The 16,405-nt window shown below is 68.6% G+C and carries 17 protein-coding genes and 1 riboswitch; of the genes, 10 read left to right on the top strand and 7 right to left on the bottom strand.

Annotation, left to right across the window (positions count from 1 at the left end):
• The first annotated feature begins 243 nt into the window (after positions 1-243).
• Genes ACSQ2H_RS12840 through ACSQ2H_RS12830 form a run of 3 tightly spaced genes read left to right on the top strand, consistent with a single transcriptional unit; the run spans position 244 to position 2,666 of the window.
• Positions 244-669 carry a TadE/TadG family type IV pilus assembly protein gene (locus tag ACSQ2H_RS12840; RefSeq protein ID WP_436061778.1) on the top strand — a complete coding sequence of 142 codons (426 nt, stop codon included), beginning with the start codon at positions 244-246 and terminating at the stop codon, positions 667-669.
• Positions 669-2,342 carry a TadG family pilus assembly protein gene (locus ACSQ2H_RS12835; protein ID WP_436061777.1) on the top strand — a complete coding sequence of 558 codons (1,674 nt, stop codon included), beginning with the start codon at positions 669-671 and terminating at the stop codon, positions 2,340-2,342. Before ACSQ2H_RS12840 ends, ACSQ2H_RS12835 begins: the two co-directional genes overlap by 1 nt.
• An 18-nt stretch (positions 2,343-2,360) precedes the next feature.
• Positions 2,361-2,666 carry a hypothetical protein gene (locus ACSQ2H_RS12830; protein WP_436061776.1) on the top strand — a complete coding sequence of 102 codons (306 nt, stop codon included), beginning with the start codon at positions 2,361-2,363 and terminating at the stop codon, positions 2,664-2,666.
• A 10-nt stretch (positions 2,667-2,676) separates the two neighbouring features.
• Here the strand turns inward: ACSQ2H_RS12830 and ACSQ2H_RS12825 are convergent, their stop codons facing one another.
• The 5 genes from ACSQ2H_RS12825 to ACSQ2H_RS12805 form a co-directional block, all read right to left on the bottom strand.
• Complete coding sequence (locus ACSQ2H_RS12825) at positions 2,677-3,105, bottom strand: PaaI family thioesterase (protein ID WP_436061775.1); 429 nt, start codon at positions 3,103-3,105, stop codon at positions 2,677-2,679.
• Between the two features lie 8 nt (positions 3,106-3,113).
• Positions 3,114-3,611 (bottom strand): 6,7-dimethyl-8-ribityllumazine synthase, encoded by a 498-nt coding sequence (locus tag ACSQ2H_RS12820; protein WP_436061774.1) that lies wholly within the window; start codon positions 3,609-3,611, stop codon positions 3,114-3,116.
• Positions 3,612-3,712: 101 nt separating this feature from the next.
• Positions 3,713-3,868: riboswitch (FMN riboswitch) on the bottom strand.
• A gap of 116 nt (positions 3,869-3,984) precedes the next feature.
• A complete protein-coding gene (locus ACSQ2H_RS12815) occupies positions 3,985-4,428 on the bottom strand; it encodes a flagellar basal body protein (RefSeq protein ID WP_436061773.1) in 444 nt (147 codons plus the stop codon).
• A gap of 11 nt (positions 4,429-4,439) precedes the next feature.
• On the bottom strand, positions 4,440-4,745 hold the full coding sequence (locus tag ACSQ2H_RS12810; protein WP_436061772.1) for a rod-binding protein: 306 nt from the start codon (positions 4,743-4,745) through the stop codon (positions 4,440-4,442).
• The gene (locus tag ACSQ2H_RS12805) at positions 4,745-5,851 is read right to left on the bottom strand and encodes a flagellar basal body P-ring protein FlgI (protein ID WP_436061771.1); all 1,107 of its coding nucleotides are present in this window, start codon (positions 5,849-5,851) and stop codon (positions 4,745-4,747) included. Before ACSQ2H_RS12805 ends, ACSQ2H_RS12810 begins: the two co-directional genes overlap by 1 nt.
• 201 nt (positions 5,852-6,052) lie before the next feature.
• Between ACSQ2H_RS12805 and fliX the strand changes: the two genes are divergently transcribed.
• From fliX to ACSQ2H_RS12785, 4 genes are all read left to right on the top strand, one after another.
• Entirely contained in the window at positions 6,053-6,484 is a 432-nt protein-coding gene (gene fliX, locus ACSQ2H_RS12800) for a flagellar assembly regulator FliX (protein WP_436061770.1), read from the top strand.
• Between the two features lie 99 nt (positions 6,485-6,583).
• Complete coding sequence (gene dksA, locus ACSQ2H_RS12795) at positions 6,584-7,012, top strand: RNA polymerase-binding protein DksA (RefSeq protein WP_267229712.1); 429 nt, start codon at positions 6,584-6,586, stop codon at positions 7,010-7,012.
• Between the two features lie 128 nt (positions 7,013-7,140).
• Positions 7,141-8,805 carry an NAD+ synthase gene (locus ACSQ2H_RS12790; protein WP_436061769.1) on the top strand — a complete coding sequence of 555 codons (1,665 nt, stop codon included), beginning with the start codon at positions 7,141-7,143 and terminating at the stop codon, positions 8,803-8,805.
• On the top strand, positions 8,802-9,326 hold the full coding sequence (locus tag ACSQ2H_RS12785) for a GNAT family N-acetyltransferase (protein ID WP_436061768.1): 525 nt from the start codon (positions 8,802-8,804) through the stop codon (positions 9,324-9,326). Before ACSQ2H_RS12790 ends, ACSQ2H_RS12785 begins: the two co-directional genes overlap by 4 nt.
• Positions 9,327-9,462: 136 nt before the next feature.
• On the opposite strand, the gene ACSQ2H_RS12780 is transcribed toward ACSQ2H_RS12785, so the two are convergent.
• A complete protein-coding gene (locus ACSQ2H_RS12780) occupies positions 9,463-10,065 on the bottom strand; it encodes a TIGR00730 family Rossman fold protein (protein WP_436061767.1) in 603 nt (200 codons plus the stop codon).
• Positions 10,066-10,182: 117 nt separating this feature from the next.
• Between ACSQ2H_RS12780 and ACSQ2H_RS12775 the strand changes: the two genes are divergently transcribed.
• The 3 genes from ACSQ2H_RS12775 to ACSQ2H_RS12765 are packed head-to-tail and all read left to right on the top strand — an operon-like array spanning position 10,183 to position 13,136.
• Positions 10,183-10,947, top strand: a complete 765-nt coding sequence (locus ACSQ2H_RS12775) for a hypothetical protein (RefSeq protein WP_436061766.1) — start codon at positions 10,183-10,185, stop codon at positions 10,945-10,947.
• Positions 10,948-10,954: 7 nt separating this feature from the next.
• Positions 10,955-12,790: an ABCB family ABC transporter ATP-binding protein/permease gene (locus tag ACSQ2H_RS12770; protein ID WP_436061765.1), complete on the top strand. Its 1,836-nt coding sequence runs from the start codon at positions 10,955-10,957 to the stop codon at positions 12,788-12,790.
• Positions 12,791-12,845: 55 nt separating this feature from the next.
• Positions 12,846-13,136, top strand: coding sequence for a hypothetical protein (locus ACSQ2H_RS12765; RefSeq protein WP_436061764.1), 291 nt, complete (start codon positions 12,846-12,848; stop codon positions 13,134-13,136).
• Between the two features lie 4 nt (positions 13,137-13,140).
• On the opposite strand, the gene ACSQ2H_RS12760 is transcribed toward ACSQ2H_RS12765, so the two are convergent.
• Positions 13,141-16,377, bottom strand: a complete 3,237-nt coding sequence (locus ACSQ2H_RS12760; protein ID WP_436061763.1) for an efflux RND transporter permease subunit — start codon at positions 16,375-16,377, stop codon at positions 13,141-13,143.
• Positions 16,378-16,405 lie beyond the last annotated feature (28 nt).

Here is a 16,405-nt window from a genome sequence, read left to right as displayed (position 1 = left end):
CTTCGCGTGAATTCCGCGGAGTGCGCAATTCCCGGAAGGCTCGCCCCCAAGCCTAACTACGCTTAACCAAACGCTTGCGTTGCTTCGTAGCCGAGTGCAACCCAAAAACGACGTGAGAACTGAACATCGTCTTTTCCCAAAAGTCGCGCATTTTGCGTACTTTGCGCGATTACTCTGCGAAAACGCGAGAGGTCGCATGATCCCTGAACGGCAAGGCTCAAGAAATGAGCAAGAGGTGGGGACATGCGGGCTTCAGGCCGCAGGAATAGCTTCAGGAATGACGAGCAGGGCGTAGCCGCCATCGAGTTCGCCTTCGTCGGGCCGATACTCATCGTGCTGATGTTCGCGATCGTCTGCTACGGCGGATACTTCTGGATCGCCCATGCCGTACAGCAGTTGGCGAACGACAGCGCCCGCGCCGCGATCTCCGGACTTGACGATACAGAGCGGCGCACCTTGGCGCAGAGCTCGCTGACCGCGGGCATGAACGACTATGCCTACCTCAATCCCGCCGGGGCGGTGGTCACCATCGCCCGCACCAACGAGCGCCTCTCGGTCAAGGTCGTCTACGACGCGTCGGACTCCGGCTTCTGGGGCATGGCCAAGCTGGTTCCGATGCCGTCGCCGAAGATCGAGCGCAGCGCCGCCGTGCGGCTGGGCGGCTACTGATGCGCCTGCGTCCCACGCCCCTGCGCGGCCTGGCCGAGGACACCGGCGGCAGCGTCTCGATGATGATGGCGATGAGCTTCATCACTCTGCTGGGCGCCGCGGCGCTCGCCGTCGACGTCGGGTCGCTGTTCCTGCAGTCGCGTAAGCTGCAAGGGATCGCCGACCTGGCGGCGATTTCGGCGGCCCGCGACGTCGGCAGCGCCACCTCGGCCGCGCAGGCGACGGCCGCCGACAACGGCTGGGGGCGGCCGCTGACCGTCCAGGTCGCGCTCGGCCGCTACAATCCTGACCCGTCGGTCTCGCCCAGCGCGCGCTTCCAGGCCGGCGGATCCAATCCCAGCGCGGCGCGGGTCACGGTCAGCGGCGAGGCGGACCTGTTCTTCGGCCGCCTGCTGCTCAACCGGGACACCATCACTCTGACCCGCCGGGCGACGGCGGCGCGGGCCGACATGGCCAGCTTCTCGATCGGCACGCGCCTGGCCTCGCTGCAGGGCGGGATCGCCAACCAACTGCTCAGCGGCCTGACCGGCAGCACGGTGTCGCTCAGCGTCATGGACTACAACGCCCTGGCGGGGGCCAAGGTCGATCTCTTCAAGTACTCCGACCTGCTGCGCCTCAACGCCGATCTCGAAGCCGCCTCCTATGACAAGGTCCTCGGGACCGATATCTCCACCGGCAAGGCGCTGAAGATCCTCGGGGACGTCCTGCAAGGCAGCGGCGACATCCAGGCCGCCAGCGCCGCGCGCAAGCTGGCCGTGGCGGCCGGCGACGGCAAGAAGATCAAGCTGGATGCATTGCTGGACCTTGGCCCCTATGGGACCCAGGACCACGTGGCCGGCGGCAGCGGCGCGAAGATCCAGCTCGCCGCCCAGGACCTGGCCAACGCCCTGGTGGTGCTGGCGGGCGAGGGGCGGCAAGTGAAGCTGGACCTCGGCGCGAGCGTGCCGGGCGTCACCGACGTCGACGTCTGGCTGGCGATCGGCGAGCGGCCGAACAACTCGCCCTGGCTGACCGTCGATCGCGACGGCCAGGTGGTGGTCCGCACCGCCCAGACCAGGCTCTATCTGAAGGCCCAGGCGCTGAGCGTGCTCGGCCTGCTCGGCGCCCAGCCGATCACCCTGCCGGTGCTGGTCGAGGCCGCATCGGGCGAAGCCAAGCTGTCCGGCATGGAGTGTCCCGAGAGCCTCTCGGCCCAGGCGGCGACGCTGTCGGTGCGGCCGAGCGTCGGGCGGCTCGTGATCGGCGAGGTCGACACCAGCAAGCTCAACGACTTCAAGCAGAACCTGACCGTCTCGCGGGCCAAGGTCGCCGACCTCTTGCTGGTCAAGGCGACGGCCAAGGCCGACGTGCAGATCGGCGGTCAGTCGTGGAAGACCGCACGCTTCACCCGCGCCGACATCCAGGCCGGGACCATCAAGACCGTCGCCACCGACGACATCGCCAAGGCGACCGTTTCCAGCCTGCTCGGCAATCTGGATCTCGACGTCGACATCCTCGGGATCGGCCTCGGGCTTGGCCCGATCACCTCGGCGCTGTCGGGGACGCTGGGCGCGATCGCCGCGCCGCTGGACGGGGTGCTCAACGCCCTGACCGGCCTGCTCGGCGTGCGGCTCGGCGAGGCGGACGTACAGTTGAACGGCCTGCGGTGCCGCGATGCGGCGCTGGTGGCTTGAGGGGGAGGGGAAACCAAGATGATCGGCCCGCTGTATGACGAGGTCGAGGAGTCCGGCGCAAGCGGCGAACCGCCAGACGCCGGCCCGATAGACCTGGACCTGGGCCTGCCCAAGGCCGCGCCGGCCGCCGGACCGCCGACGCCCGCCAGCATCCGCAGCCGCCTGCACGTGATCTGCGCGCTCTACGCGCACACGCCGCAGCCGGACCGCCGCCTGGCGCTGCTCGATCACCTCGAACGGATGACCCTGGAGGCGGCCGAGTCGCTGGCCGCGCACCTGCTGGCCAGCGGGTGGCGGCCCCGGGACACGCCCGAGGCCGCCTGACGCTGTGGGCCTAGGCGGCGGCCTTCCGCACGACGCGGAAGGTCCCGTTGGCCCGCGCGCAGGGTTCTCCGTCGGCGGTGACGAAGGCCTGGGCGAAGGCCAGGGTCGAGCCCGGCTTCACGAACACGGTGTCGAATTCCAGCCACTGGCCGATCTTGGCCGCGCCCAGGAAGTCGAGGGCGAGGTTGACCGTGACCAGGCTGGCGTCCGGCCCCAGCCGATGCGCGCAGGAGAGCCCCATGGCGTTGTCGGCCAGGGCGCTGATCAGCCCGCCATGCACCATGCCGCGGCTGTTGGTGTGGGCGGCCTCGGCCACCAGCCCCAGCACGACGGCCGTGTCGGTGCGGCGGCTGTAGATCGGCTCCCAGGGGGCGGTGACCGGACTTTGCCGGAAGTGCCGCTGGAAGCCGGGCGGGATGCGGACGATCTCCTGCATCATCCCATGCCTCACGCCGCCGCGGCGAGCTTGGCCAGGCTGGCGATGGTCTTGGCCACCGCCTGGGCCGCCTCCGCGCCTTTGGTCAGGAAGTGCTCGCGGAAGAAGGTTTGGTGCACGTCGTGCTCATGGAAGTGGTGCGGCGTCAGCACCACCGAGAACACCGGAACCTCGGTCGTAAGCTGGACCTGCATCAGGCCCGAGATCACCGTCGAGGCGACGAAGTCGTGGCGATAGATGCCGCCGTCGACCACGAAGCCGGCCGCCACGATGGCCGCGTACTTGCCGGTCTTGGCCAGGGTCTGGGCGTGCAGCGGGATTTCGAAGGCGCCGGGCACCTCGAACCGGTCGATGGCGCTCTCGGAGAAGCCGAGGCCGCCGATCTCCTTTAGGAAGCCCTGATAGGCGTTGTCGACGATTTCGCTGTGCCAGCCGGACTGGACGAACGCGATGCGCGCCAGACGGAAGGCGCCGTTGGCGGTGGGGACTTCGAAGTGGGTGACAGTCATGGTCAGATCCCTGAGATGGGTTGAAACCACGACTCAGGGAGACGCTAGGCCCCGGCCAGGGGAATCCCAGCGCACGGATGCGCCAAGGACTGGCCGTCGCCAGCGGTTCTCATAACCGGACTCTAACCGTCGGCCCCGGGATCACACCGGAATCTGCTGTCCCTGCCGGCCTATCGGCCGCCAGGCGCCCGCGGGCTCGTGCGGCCAAGGCCGCCATTACCGCCGGTGGGGACTTTCACCCCGCCCTGAGAACGCGGTCGCCGGAACAGCCCGACGACCAGGCCAAACTAGGCTCATGACCCAGGGTCAAACAAGCGTTTAATTTCTACGCCGAGCCTCAGCAGGGCTATCAGCCCGAAGAGGCGAGGGGCCTCTATGCCCGCTTGTTCAGCGTGATCGAGGTGGCCGAGGGCGCGGGCGCGGCGACGCCGCCGCGGCCATAGCCAGAGCCGGTGTTGCGCTTGGAGGCCACTTCCTCGGCGATCGCCCGCACCAGTCCCTCGGTGACGGTCTTGGCGGCGTCCAGGGCGCGGCCCTGCCGGGCCAGCACCGCGTCGAACGCCTCGGTGGCGCGGATCAGCCGGGTGCGCTGCATCAGCGGCGCGCCGGCCACCAGGTTCGGGTTGGCGCGCACGCGGGCCGACTCATGGCGGTAGATGTTGGCCAGCTTCGAGGTTTCCTCGATGTGCATCGCCGCGTCCTGCGGCCGGCGCTCCTCGAACGCCAGCGCTTCGTGCGCGATCAGCTCGGTCAGGCGCTCGGTCAGAACGATCAGTTGTTCGACGCGGTCGGTCGCGTCCGTGGCGGAGATCGCCATGCCAAACTCTCCTAACTCAAACCTTGAAGCTTCAACATTTCCTGGGCGACGCGGTCGGACAGACCCACGCCCCCGGCCTTGCTCACCTGCTTGGCCATGGCGTCGCTCATGAACGACTTGAACGCCGCCTCGCCGTGGCCGCCGTTGAACGGGGCCTCGGCGCCGACGTCCTTGAACATCTGGGTGAACATCACCGACAGGAAGGACGTCTCGAAGTCCTTGGCGGTCTTCTCGATCTGGCCGCGCTTGGCCAGCTGTTCGGCGGTGAGTTGCTGCGTCGCCGGGGTCGGAATGCTGAAGGTGGAGCCCAGGTCCATCACATCACCTCGATGTCGGCTTGCAGCGCGCCGGCCGCCTTGATGGTCTGCAGGATCGAGATCATGTCCCGCGGCGTGACGCCCAGGGCGTTCAGCCCGGCGACCAGGCTGGCCAGCGAGGCGCCGTCGCGCAGGGTGATGAACTTCTTGCCCTTCTCCTCGTCCACCTGGACGTCGGACTGCGGCACCACCGCGGTGCGGCCTTGGCTGAACGGGGCAGGCTGGCTGACCGCCGGGCTCTCGCGCACGGTGATGGTCAGGTTGCCCTGGGCGATGGCGACGGTGGAGACGCGGACATTCTCGCCCATGACGATCACGCCGGCGACTTCGTCGATCACCACCTTGGCCGGGCTGTCGGTCTCGACGCTCAGGTTCTCGACCTGCGACATGAACGAGACCATGTCCTGGCCGCCCGGCGAGCGGAGCGTGACGATGGTCGGGTTGTCGGCGCGGGCCGAGCCGGGGAAGCGGGTGTTGACCGCGTCGGCGATCTTTCGGGCGGTCGAGAAGTCGGGATTGCGCAGGGTCATGCGCAGTTCGCCCATGTTGGCCATCTGGAAGCCGATCTCGCGCTCGACGATGGCCCCGCCGGCAATCCGCCCGGCCGTGGGCACGCCCTTGGAGACCGACGAACCCGACGCGCCGCCGGCCGAGATCGAGCCGGTCTGCACCGTGCCCTGGCTGACCGCATAGGCTTGGCCGTCGGCGCCCATCAGCGGGGTCACCAGCAGCGTGCCGCCCTGCAGGCTCTTGGCGTCGCCCATCGCCGACACCGTGGCGTCGATCGGCGCGCCGGTGGCGACGAAGGCGGGCAGGCGGGCCGTCACCATCACGGCGGCGACGTTCTTGGTGTTGAGGTTGGTGTCGCGGGTGTTGACGCCCAGCCGCTCGAGCATGGCCTCCAGGCTCTGGCGGGTGAACGGGGCGTTGCGCAGGCTGTCGCCGGTGCCGTTGAGTCCGACCACCAGGCCGTAGCCGACCAGCATGTTGTCGCGCACGCCCTCGAATTCGACGATGTCCTTGATCCGCGACTTGGCGAAGGCCGGCCCCGAAACCAGGGCGGCGGCGATGAACGCGGCGCTGAAGAGGCGGAAGGTTCGACGCATGGGACCTCGACGCAATACGGACGGCAAATAGCTTGCTGGTCCCTTGCGACGGGCGTGCCAGTTCAAATAGTCAGCAAAATCAATGGTGAGGCTTGGGTCGGCGCCGCGCGGGAGGCGCCTGGCGGCAGAAATTGCCCGGCATTAACCATACCATAAGCTTGCCCCGAGAGATTTGGGACGAAGCATGGTAGAGGGCCTTTCATGAAGGTCAGCGGAACAAGCGGCGTCGGATCCGCCGCCGGACCGGGCAAGGCTAAGCCCGCCGGTGGAGAAGGGTTCCAGATCGCCCAGCCCCCAGCGGCTGCGGGCGCAGCGCAGGTCGCTCGCGCCGGCGGCGTCGGCGGCGTGATGAGCGTCGATGCTATCCTTGCCCTGCAGGACATCGGCGGGCCGTTGGAGCGCCGCCGCCGCGCGGTCGGGCGCGCCGGCAAGATCCTCGACGTTCTCGAAGACGTGAAGATCGCACTCCTTTCCGGCGACGTGTCCGTAGACGATCTAGAGCGCCTGAAACGGGCGATCGCCGACGAGCGTCAGGGCTGCGATGACGAACGCCTAGAAGGTGTATTGAACGAGATTGAAACCCGTGCTGCCGTTGAGCTAGCAAAACTCGAGCGCGCGAATCGTGCGGCGTAATGGCCTACGGAGAGCGAGGTTCGTTGAAAGCGGATTTCTATTTGGTATAAGCGGCCCGCGTTTCGTCGGGTTGATGTACCGAGGGGGCTTGAGGCGTCTATGAGCACGGCCACGATGTTGGCGGAAAAGCCTGAATATCGTCCTTCCGAGGACGAGGAATTCATGAACGAGCGGCAGCTCGAGTATTTCAAGCAAAAGCTGCTGAACTGGAAAGAGGACATCCTGCGGGAGTCCCGGGAAACTCTGGCTCACCTACAGACCGAGACAGAGAACCATCCTGACCTGGCGGATCGGGCGACGTCGGAAACCGACCGAGCCCTGGAGCTCCGCACCCGCGATCGCCAGCGCAAGCTGATCTCAAAGATCGACGAAGCGCTGCGGCGGATCGAGGACGGATCGTACGGCTACTGCGAGGACACCGGCGAGCCTATCGGCGTCGCCCGCCTCGAAGCCCGTCCGATCGCGACGCTGAGCCTCGAAGCCCAGGAGCGGCATGAGCGCCGCGAACGGGTCCACCGGGACGACTAGGTTTCAAGGGCGGTCTTTCGGGGCCGCCCTTTTTCTTTGCGGGGCGATGATGGTTTCGCGGCGGCGAATTTGGCCGCACGCACGTCCCGGCTCTAGTCCAGCTCGATGACGGACGTTACATGACAGGCATGTCCACGCGCCTCGTCATCGCCGCCATCCAAGCCAACCCGACCGTGGGCGCGATCGCCCACAACGAGGCGCTGGCCCGTGAACGCCTGGCGCAGGCCAAGGCGGCGGGGGCCGACATCGCGGTCTTCTCCGAACTCTTCATCAACGGTTATCCGCCCGAGGACCTGGCGCTGAAGCCGGCTTTCTGGGCCGCCGGCAAGGCCGCGGTCGAGCGGCTGGCCCTCGACACCCGGGACGGCCCCGCCGCCCTGGTCGGCGTCATCTGGCCCAACGCCAAGCCGGGCGGACGTCCGCACAACGCCCTGGCCTTCCTCGCCGAGGGCGAGATCAAGGGCCTGGCCATCAAGGGCGACCTGCCCAACTACGGCGTCTTCGACGAGAAGCGCGTGTTCGAGGCCGGCGCCTCGGCCAGCGTCTTCGAATGGAAGGGCGTCAAGCTCGGCGCGCCGATCTGCGAGGACATCTGGTCGGCGGCGATCTGCGCCGACCTCAAGGCCCAGGGCGCCGAGATCCTGCTGGTGCCCAACGGTTCGCCGTTCCGCCGCACCGCCGACCATGAGCGGATGGGCGTGGCCAAGGCCCGCGTCGCCGAAACCGGCCTGCCGATGCTCTACGTCAACGAGGTCGGCGGCCAGGACGAACTGGTCTTCGATGGCGGCTCATTCGCGCTCTCGGCGCAGGGCGAGGTGGTCATGCGCCTGCCGATGTTCGAGGAAGCCTTCGCCCTGACCGTCTGGGAAAAGGGCCAGGGCGGCTGGGCCTGCGTCGAGGCGCCGATGGCCGACTGGGTTTCGGGCCCGGAAGAGGTCTACCGCGCCATGGTCCTGGGCCTGCGCGACTACGTGAACAAGTCCGGGTTCCCGGGCGTGCTTCTGGGCCTGTCCGGCGGCGTCGACTCGGCGATCAGCGCCGTGGTGGCGGCCGATGCGCTCGGCCCCGACCGCGTCCGCTGCTTCATGCTGCCCTCGCGCTACACCAGCCAGGACAGCCTCGATGACGCTGAGGACTGCGCCAAACGCCTGTCCATTCGCCTCGACGAGATCTCGATCGTCCCGGCCATCGACGCCTTCGCCCAGATGCTGACCCCGCATTTCGAGGGCAAGGCCCCGGACCTGACGGAAGAGAACATCCAGGCCCGCGCCCGCGGCGTCTCGCTGATGGCGCTCTCCAACAAGCTCGGCCTGATGCTGATGACCACCGGCAACAAGTCGGAGATGGCGGTCGGCTACGCCACGCTCTACGGCGACATGTGCGGCGGCTACAACGTCCTCAAGGACATCTACAAGACCGAGGTCTACGCCGTTTGCGACTGGCGCAACGCCAACGATCCCTATGGCGTCGCCGCCGATCCGATCCCGGAGCGCATCCTGACCAAGGCGCCGTCGGCCGAGCTGCGTCCCGACCAGAAGGACCAGGACAGCCTGCCGGAGTACGCCGAACTCGACGCCATCCTCCACGGGCTGGTCGAGGAGGAGGCGACCCTGGACGAGATCGTCGCCCGCGGTCACGCGCCCGACACCGTCGAGCGCATCCAGCGGCTGCTCTACAATTCGGAATACAAGCGCCGGCAGGCCGCGCCGGGCGTGAAGGTGGGGGCCCGGGCCTTCGGCCGTGATCGCCGCTATCCGATCGTCAACGGCTTCCGGGACGTCGTCAGCAAGTGATCGCACCTGTCATCGAGACCGAGCGGCTGATCCTGCGGCCGCACGCCAAGGCCGATCTCGACGACTGCGCGACGCTGTGGCGCGACCCTGACGTCATTCGCTACATCGGCGGCCGAGCCTTCACGCGTGAGGAATCCTGGGCGCGGCTGCTGCGCTACGTCGGCCACTGGCGTGAGATGGACTTCGGGTTCTGGGCGATCTGCGAAAAGCCGTCGGGCCGCTTCGTCGGCGAGCTGGGCCTGGCCGACTTCATGCGAGACTTCCAGCCGGGCTTCGGCGACACGCCGGAAATGGGCTGGGTGCTGAGCCCGTCCGTCCACGGCAAGGGCTACGCCAGCGAGGCGATCGCCGCGGCCCTGGCCTGGGCCGACGCCAACCTGGCCGGCGGGCGCACGGTCTGCATGATCAGCCCGCAGAACGAACCCTCGCTGCGCGCCGCCGACAAGGCCGGCTTCCGCGAGTACGCCCGCGCCGACTATCACGGCGAAGTGGTGCTGCTCGAGCGGGTCAGGAAGGGCTAGATCCTCCCCCTTTGGGGGAGGTGGCTCGGCGCGCAGCGCTGAGACGGAGGGGGACTGCTCTCTGACAGCTGAGTCAAAGTCCCCCTCAGTCAGCCATGCGGCCGACAGCTCCCCCAGTGGGGGAGCATCTGAAACGTCAGGTCAGATGGACGACGTCTGCGGCGGCGTCGGACCCGGCGGGCACGCCGCGGCGCAGGGCCGGGATGATCTCATCGATCGTGTCGACCGCGACCCAACTGTGCATGAAGCTGGGCGGGGTCAGGTGCTGGTCGACCGTGTGCTGGAACAGGTGGAACAGCGGTTCCCAGAAGCCGTCCGGATTGTAGAACACCACCGGCTTGCCGTGCAGGTCCAGGCGCCGCCAGGACAACAGCTCGACCACCTCTTCCAGGGTGCCGATGCCGCCGGGCAGCACGACGAAGCCGTCCGAACGCTCGAACATCATCATCTTGCGCTCGTGCATCGACTCGACGGTCACTGTCTCGACGACGTCCAGCCGGCGTTCGCGCTCCTTCAGGAAGGCCGGAATGATACCCAGCACCTTGCCGCCGGCCTCATGCGCGGCGATGGCGCAGGCGCCCATCAGGCCGACCCCGCCGCCGCCGTAGATCATCGTCAGCTTCGCCGCCGCCAGGCCGCGGCCGAGCTCGGCCGCGCTCGCCAGAAGGGCCGGATCGGCCGCATCCGAAGAGCCGCAGAAGACGCAGACGGAGTCGAGGCGGTCGGGCGCGTCGCCCATTTGATGAAGCTCCTGGAGAATCAACGCGGCGCGCTTGCGAAGGCGCCGGGAAAGACCGATTAGCTAGGCCGAGATCCAAGGAGTTTCAAGCTGACCCGACGCCGCGCCACCTTCCGCTTGCCGCTGCTGACGGCGATCGCCCTGGCGCTCGCCGCCTGCGGCCAGGAGCCGGCGCCGAGCGCTCCGACGCCCGCCAAGGGCGCGCCGACGCAGGCCGACGCCGGCTACCTGACGCCGCCGGTGGTCAGCCAGGTGCGGCTCGACGGCGAGAGCTTGCTGGTCAATGGCGCGGCGCCGGCGGGGGCGCGCGTGCGGCTGGCGACGCCGGAAGGCGAAGCGTTGTTCGCTGACGCCGATTCCAAAGGCTTCTGGGGGCTGACGACGCCCCGCGGAACCCAGCCGCAGATCTATGGCCTGTCTGCCACCACGGGCGGCCGCACGGTGCAGAGCGAGGGCTACCTGTTGCTGACGCCCGATGGCGAGGCCGCGCTGCTTCGGGCTGGAGCCGGCGCGCTGCGCGTCGGGCGAGCGGGCCGCAACGACATGGATGCAGTCGATTTCGACCGCGAGGGCGGGGCGGTGGTCTCGGGGCGCGCCCCGGCCGGCGCGGCGCTCAGCGTCCATGTCGACGGCCGCAAGCTGGCGGAGGGGCGCGCCGACGCCCGCGGCCGCTACGTCCTGTCCCTGACCCAGGCGCTGCCCGCGGGTCGTCGCCAGATCGACGTCTTCGGCGACGCCACCGAAAATCCGGTCGAGATCGAGGCGACGCCGGCGGCCGCCCTCGCCAGCGGTCCGTTCCGCGCGACCTCAGTGCCGGCCGGTCTGCGCGTGGACTGGATGACCCCGGGCGGCGGCGTCCAGTCGACCATCCTGCTGAAGTGAGCCTGCTATGACCCCGGCCATGGCTGCGCGCCGCCAGCCCGACGCGATTGCTCCGGCGTCGGTGAAGTTCGATTTCTGGCGCTCGATGGGCGATCTGGCCGCCCTGGTCATGCGCTCGGGCGCGCCGGGTCTGCGCTGGCGCGTGGCCGCATCCCTGGCCCTGGTGTTCGCGGGCAAGGCGGCGGGCGTCGCTGCGCCGGTCGCGCTGGGCGATGCGATCAACCGCCTGGCGCCTGGCGCAGGGCAGGCCGCTGCCCTGGGCTTCGATTTCGTCATGCTGGCGGCGGCCTTCGCGGCCTTGCGACTGGTGTCGGCCTTCGCGCCGAACCTGCGCGACATGATCTTCACCGTCGTCGCCCAGTCGACCATGGCCAAGGCGGCGACCGAGACCTTCGCCCATACGCTGGCGCTTGGGCTCGACTACCACCAGGGCAAGCAGACCGGCTCCCTGGCGCGGGTCATCGACCGCGGCGCGCGCTCGACCGACTTCCTGATGCGCAGCGTGGTCTTCAACCTGGGCCCGACGGCGATCGAGCTGGTGCTGGCCATGGCGGTCATGGCCATGCGGCTGGACTGGCGCTTCGCCGCGACGGCCTTCGTCACCATCGTCCTCTACGCGGTCCTGACCTTCAAGATCACCGACTGGCGGCTCAGCCACCGGCGCGAGCTGAACGAGGCCGACAGCCGCAGCGCCGGTCTCTCGGTCGACGCCCTGCTGAACTACGAGACGGTCAAGACCTTCGGCTCGGAGGAACGCACCGTCGACCGCTACGAGGCGGCGATGGCCGACTATGTCCGCGCCGGCGTCCGGGCCAACGCCTCGCTAGCCATGCTCAACGCCATCCAGGCCCTGATCCTGAACCTCGGCCTCGCCCTGATGACCATCATGGCCGGCTACGAGGTCATGAACGGCCGCATGCGGATCGGCGACGTGACCATGGCGATCCTGCTGCTGATCGGGATCTACGGCCCGCTCAACATGCTGGGCTTCAACTATCGCGAGATCCGCCAGGCCTTCATCGACATGGAGCAGATGGTCCAGCTGCGCGCGGTGAAGCCCGACATCGTCGATGCGCCGGACGCGCGGCCGTTGCCGCCGGCCAGCGGCCGCGGGGCCGACATCGCCTTCGAGGACGTCGAGTTCCGCCACGACGCCCGCTCCACCGGCCTGATCGATGTCAGCTTCCACGCCCCGCCCTGCGCGACGGTGGCGCTGGTCGGCCCGTCCGGGGCCGGCAAGACCACGGCCATCCGCCTGGCCCTGCGCCTGATCGACCCGCAGAGCGGCGCGATCACCCTCGACGGCGTCGACCTGCGGAAGGTCCAGCAGAGCTCGCTGCGACAGGCCATCGCCCTGGTGCCGCAGGACGTGGCCCTGTTCAACGACACCATGGCCGCCAACATCGCCTTTGCGCGACCGGGGGCCAGCCTTGCGGAGATCCGCGCCGCGGCCGAGGCGGCCGAGCTCGGCGGCTTCATCGACAGCCTGCCGAACGGGCTCTCCACCCTGGTCGGGGAGCGCGGCCTGAAGCTCTCGGGAGGCGAGCGTCAGCGCGTCGGCATCGCCCGCGCCCTGCTGGCCGATCCGCGCCTGCTGATCCTCGACGAGGCGACCAGCGCCCTCGACGGGCCGACCGAGGCCGCCATCCAGGAGACCCTGCGCAAGGTCCGCGCCGGCCGCACGACCCTGGTCATCGCCCACCGCCTGTCCACCATCGTCGATGCGGACCTGATCCTGGTCCTGCGCCGCGGCCGCATCGTCGAACGCGGCCGCCATGCCGAACTGCTGGAAAAGGGCGGCGAGTATGCGGCCCTTTGGCGTCGCCAGACCCGCGAGGCGTGACGGCGGCCGTCGACTGGGTCTAGGGTCCGCGACCCGAGTTGCTCAAGGCGCGCCGATGTTCAATCCCAATCCCTGGCTGAAGCTGTCGATCGACGCCTTCTGGCTCGGGGCCGAGTCCAGCCAGGTGGTGGCGCTGCGCATGATGAAGCTGGCGGGCGGCGGGGCAGGGGCCGCAACTGAGGCCCAGCGCATGGTCGCCGAGAAGGTGTCGGCGGCGATGGCCGCGCAGACCGAACTGGCGCTCGGCGCGATGAGCGGCTCGCCCCACGCCGGTCCGACCAAGGCCATGGCGATCTACCGCCGCCGCGTGCGCGCCAACCGTCGCCGGCTGGCGCGCGAGGTCTGAGCCTCTACTCGGCGGCCTTGGCGACTTCGGTCTCGCCGGCCGTCGCAACGTCGCTGCTGCGCCGCTTGCGCCGGCGCAGGCCCAGGCGATCGGCCAGCCAGCCGAACCGCTGGCCGTAGACCTTCGGGGCGGCCAGCATCACCGGCGTCAGGATCAGCGTCAGCAGGGTGGCGAAGGACAGGCCCCAGACCACCGCGCCCGACAACTGCACCCACCACTCGGACCCGGGCGCCTTGTACTCCAGGTGCAGGCCGTGGAAGTTCGGGTGCAACTGGAACATCAGCGGCAGCAGGCCGACCACGGTCACCAGCGTGGTCAGCATGACCGGCCGGAACCGCTGGGTCGCCGCACGCACCGCCGCCTCGTCGGCCGGGAAGCCCGCCCGCCGCAGCTGGTAGTAGGTGTCGACCAGCACGATGTTGTGGCCGACCACCACGCCGGCCAGGGCCACCACCCCGGTCCCCAGCATGATCACCGAGATGTAGTCGAAGGTGTGGTGGATGTTGACCACCACGCCCAGCAGCACGCCGACCGTCGACAGCGCTACCGCCGACAGCGTCACCACCACGCCGTAGAACGAGTTGAACTGCCAGAGCAGGATCACGCCCATCAGGAACAGCGAGACCGCCATGGCGGTCACGAAGAACTTCGCCGCCTCCTGGCCTTCCTCGTCGGCGCCGGTGAACTTCCAGCGCACGTTCGGATCGATGTTCGCCTTTTCCAACCAGGGCCGCAGCTCGGCGATCTTGTGGCTCGCCGCTACGCCCTCGATGGTGTTGGCCTGGATGACCGCCAGCCGCTGGCCGTCGCGCCGTTGCAGCGTCGTCACCTGCTGGGCCGGGGCCAGCTTGATGAAGTAGCTGGCCGGCACCGGGCCGAACTGGGTCGGGATCTTCAGGGTGTCGAACGCCGCCACGTTGCGGCTCTCCCGCGGGAAGCGGACGCGGATGTCGAGCTCGTCGTCGGCGTCGTCGGGCCGGAAGCGTCCGACCAGCACGCCGCCGGTCACGAACTGGATCGCCTGGCCGACGGTCAGCACGTCGACGCCGTAGCGGCCGGCCGCCTCGCGGTCGACGGTCATGTTCCACTCGATGCCGGGCGAGGTGCGGTTGTCCTCAAGCTCGTGCAGTTGGCGGTCGGTCGCCAGTTTGGCCTTCACCAGGTCGGCGGCCTTGTTCAGCGCGGCCGGGTCTGGGCTGCGCAGCTCGACCTGCACGTCCTTGCCGGTCGGCGGGCCGCCCTGCGGCTCGCGCACCTCGACCTCGACACCGGGAATGCCCGCCACCCGCTTGCGCACCTCGTTGGCGATGTCCTTGCCGACGAGGCCGAGCTCGAGCCGCTCCTCATAGTCGACGAAGTCCAGGCTGATCCGTCCGATGGTGTCGTTGGGGATCGAGTTCGGCCCGCCGCCGGGACTGGCGGTGCCCGAGCGCACGAAGATCGAGTTGACGCCCTTCTGGCCGATCAGCCGGCTCTCGACCTGACGCACGATCTGGTCCTGCGCCTGCGGCGACAGGTTGCCCCGCGCCTTGACGTAGACCGAGACGTACTCCGGGTCCTGCTGCAGGAAGAACTCGGTCGGCTTGTTCTCGGCGCGGAAGGCGATGACCACCAGCACGATGATCGCCAGCGTCGCGAACATGGTCGTGGTCGGGTGCCGGCCGAGCGTGTCGACCGTGCGCGCGTACCAGCCCATGAAGCCGGTCATCTCGCGCGGGTCGCCGCGTTCGGACTTCTCGATCTCGGCCAGATGCGCTTCGTCGACCGCGGCCTTGCGGCCGAAGATCGAGCCCAGCGCCGGGGTGAAGATCAGCGCGATGAAGATCGACGCGCCCAGCACGTAGAACAGCGTCATGGGCAGGAAGCTCATGAACTTGCCGGGGATCGAGTTCCAGAACAGGAACGGCAGGAAGGCGCACAGCGTCGTCAGCGTGCCGTTCAGCACCGGCCAGAACATCCGCTTGCCGGCCGCGGCGAAGGCTTCCTCCTTGGACATGCCCTCGGCCATCTTCCGGTCGGCGTACTCGACCACCACGATGCCGCCGTCGACCAGGATGCCGACCGCCAGCACCAGGCCGAACATCACCATCTGGTTCAGGGTCACGCCGGTGGCGTTGAGCATCAGGAAGGCCAGCATGAAGCAGGCCGGGATCGCCGCGCCGACCATCAGACCCTGGCGGATGCCCAAGGTCGCGACGATGATCAGCATGACCAGGATGGTGGCGATCAGCAGGCCGCTCTCCAGCACCACCAGGGTGCGGCCGATGAAGTCGCTCTCGTCGAAGATGTAGGAGACCTTGACCGTTTCGGGCCAGCGCTTCTGCTCCTCGGCGACGACCTTTCGGACCTCCTTGACGGTGTCGAGGACGTTGGCCCCCGAACGCTTGGCGACGTCCACGGAGAAGGCCGGCTGGCCGTTGAAGCGGGTGATGTAGTTGGCTTCCTTGAAGGTGCGCCGCACATCGCCGATGTCGCCGACGGTGATCAGCCGGTCGCCGTTCTTCTTGATCGGCAGGGCCAGGATGTCGGCCGGCTGGTTGACCACGCCGGGCACCTTGACCGCGAACTTGCCGGCCCCGGATTCCAGGTTGCCGGCCGGGACCAGCTGGTTGTTGCGGCCGATGACCTGCGCCAACTCGCCGGGCGAGACGTTCGCCGCCTCCATGCGCACCGGATCGATGGTGACTTCCAGCAGCTCCTCGCGGCCGCCGTTCAGATAGACCTCGAGCACGCCCGGCGTGCTCTCCAGCCGGTCCTGCAGCGTGCGCGAGATGTGGAACAGCGTGCGTTCGGGGGCCGCGCCGGACAGCACGATGCCGATGATCGGCTCGCCGGAGGCGTTGGCCTCCTCGATGATCGGCTCCTCGGCGTCAGGCGGGAACTTGCCGCGGGCCAGGTCGACCTTGGCGCGGACCTCGCCCAGGGCCTTGTCCTTGTTGAAGTCCGCCTCGAACTCCAGGTTCACGATCGCCATGCTCTGGCGGGCGACCGCGTTCATCTCCTTGACGCCCTCGATCGTCTGCAGCTCGGTCTCCAGCGGCCGCACGAGCAGCCGCTCGGCGTCCTCGGGACTGACGCCGGGATAGGGCACCACCACGGTGATGAACGGGAAGTCGATGTTCGGGTTGGATTCCCGCGGCATCGACAGATAGGCGAAAAATCCGAACAGGCTGGCGATCAGGGTGACGGCCAGCACCACCTTGCGCCGCTTGATCGCGCCATCGATCAGAGGTCCGATCATAGCCTCGTCTCCTGATGAGCAGGGGCGC

The organism is Phenylobacterium sp. LjRoot97 (genome assembly GCF_964254345.1).
Lineage (GTDB): Bacteria > Pseudomonadota > Alphaproteobacteria > Caulobacterales > Caulobacteraceae > Phenylobacterium.
Note: the sequence above shows the minus strand (reverse complement) of the source record. Positions and strands in the feature narration are given on the sequence as shown.

Excerpts from the sequence above, each read along its gene's own strand:
- fliX (WP_436061770.1), top strand. The coding sequence starts at position 6,053 with ATGAAGGTCAGCGGAACAAGCGGCGTCGGATCCGCCGCCGGACCGGGC.
- ACSQ2H_RS12790 (WP_436061769.1), top strand. The coding sequence starts at position 7,141 with ATGTCCACGCGCCTCGTCATCGCCGCCATCCAAGCCAACCCGACCGTG.
- ACSQ2H_RS12835 (WP_436061777.1), top strand. The coding sequence starts at position 669 with ATGCGCCTGCGTCCCACGCCCCTGCGCGGCCTGGCCGAGGACACCGGC.
- ACSQ2H_RS12810 (WP_436061772.1), bottom strand. The coding sequence starts at position 4,745 with ATGGACCTGGGCTCCACCTTCAGCATTCCGACCCCGGCGACGCAGCAA.
- ACSQ2H_RS12815 (WP_436061773.1), bottom strand. The coding sequence starts at position 4,428 with ATGGCGATCTCCGCCACGGACGCGACCGACCGCGTCGAACAACTGATC.
- ACSQ2H_RS12770 (WP_436061765.1), top strand. The coding sequence starts at position 10,955 with ATGACCCCGGCCATGGCTGCGCGCCGCCAGCCCGACGCGATTGCTCCG.
- ACSQ2H_RS12805 (WP_436061771.1), bottom strand. The coding sequence starts at position 5,851 with ATGCGTCGAACCTTCCGCCTCTTCAGCGCCGCGTTCATCGCCGCCGCC.
- dksA (WP_267229712.1), top strand. The coding sequence starts at position 6,584 with ATGAGCACGGCCACGATGTTGGCGGAAAAGCCTGAATATCGTCCTTCC.
- ACSQ2H_RS12780 (WP_436061767.1), bottom strand. The coding sequence starts at position 10,065 with ATGGGCGACGCGCCCGACCGCCTCGACTCCGTCTGCGTCTTCTGCGGC.
- ACSQ2H_RS12765 (WP_436061764.1), top strand. The coding sequence starts at position 12,846 with ATGTTCAATCCCAATCCCTGGCTGAAGCTGTCGATCGACGCCTTCTGG.
- ACSQ2H_RS12820 (WP_436061774.1), bottom strand. The coding sequence starts at position 3,611 with ATGACTGTCACCCACTTCGAAGTCCCCACCGCCAACGGCGCCTTCCGT.
- ACSQ2H_RS12840 (WP_436061778.1), top strand. The coding sequence starts at position 244 with ATGCGGGCTTCAGGCCGCAGGAATAGCTTCAGGAATGACGAGCAGGGC.
- ACSQ2H_RS12760 (WP_436061763.1), bottom strand. The coding sequence starts at position 16,377 with ATGATCGGACCTCTGATCGATGGCGCGATCAAGCGGCGCAAGGTGGTG.
- ACSQ2H_RS12830 (WP_436061776.1), top strand. The coding sequence starts at position 2,361 with ATGATCGGCCCGCTGTATGACGAGGTCGAGGAGTCCGGCGCAAGCGGC.
- ACSQ2H_RS12825 (WP_436061775.1), bottom strand. The coding sequence starts at position 3,105 with ATGATGCAGGAGATCGTCCGCATCCCGCCCGGCTTCCAGCGGCACTTC.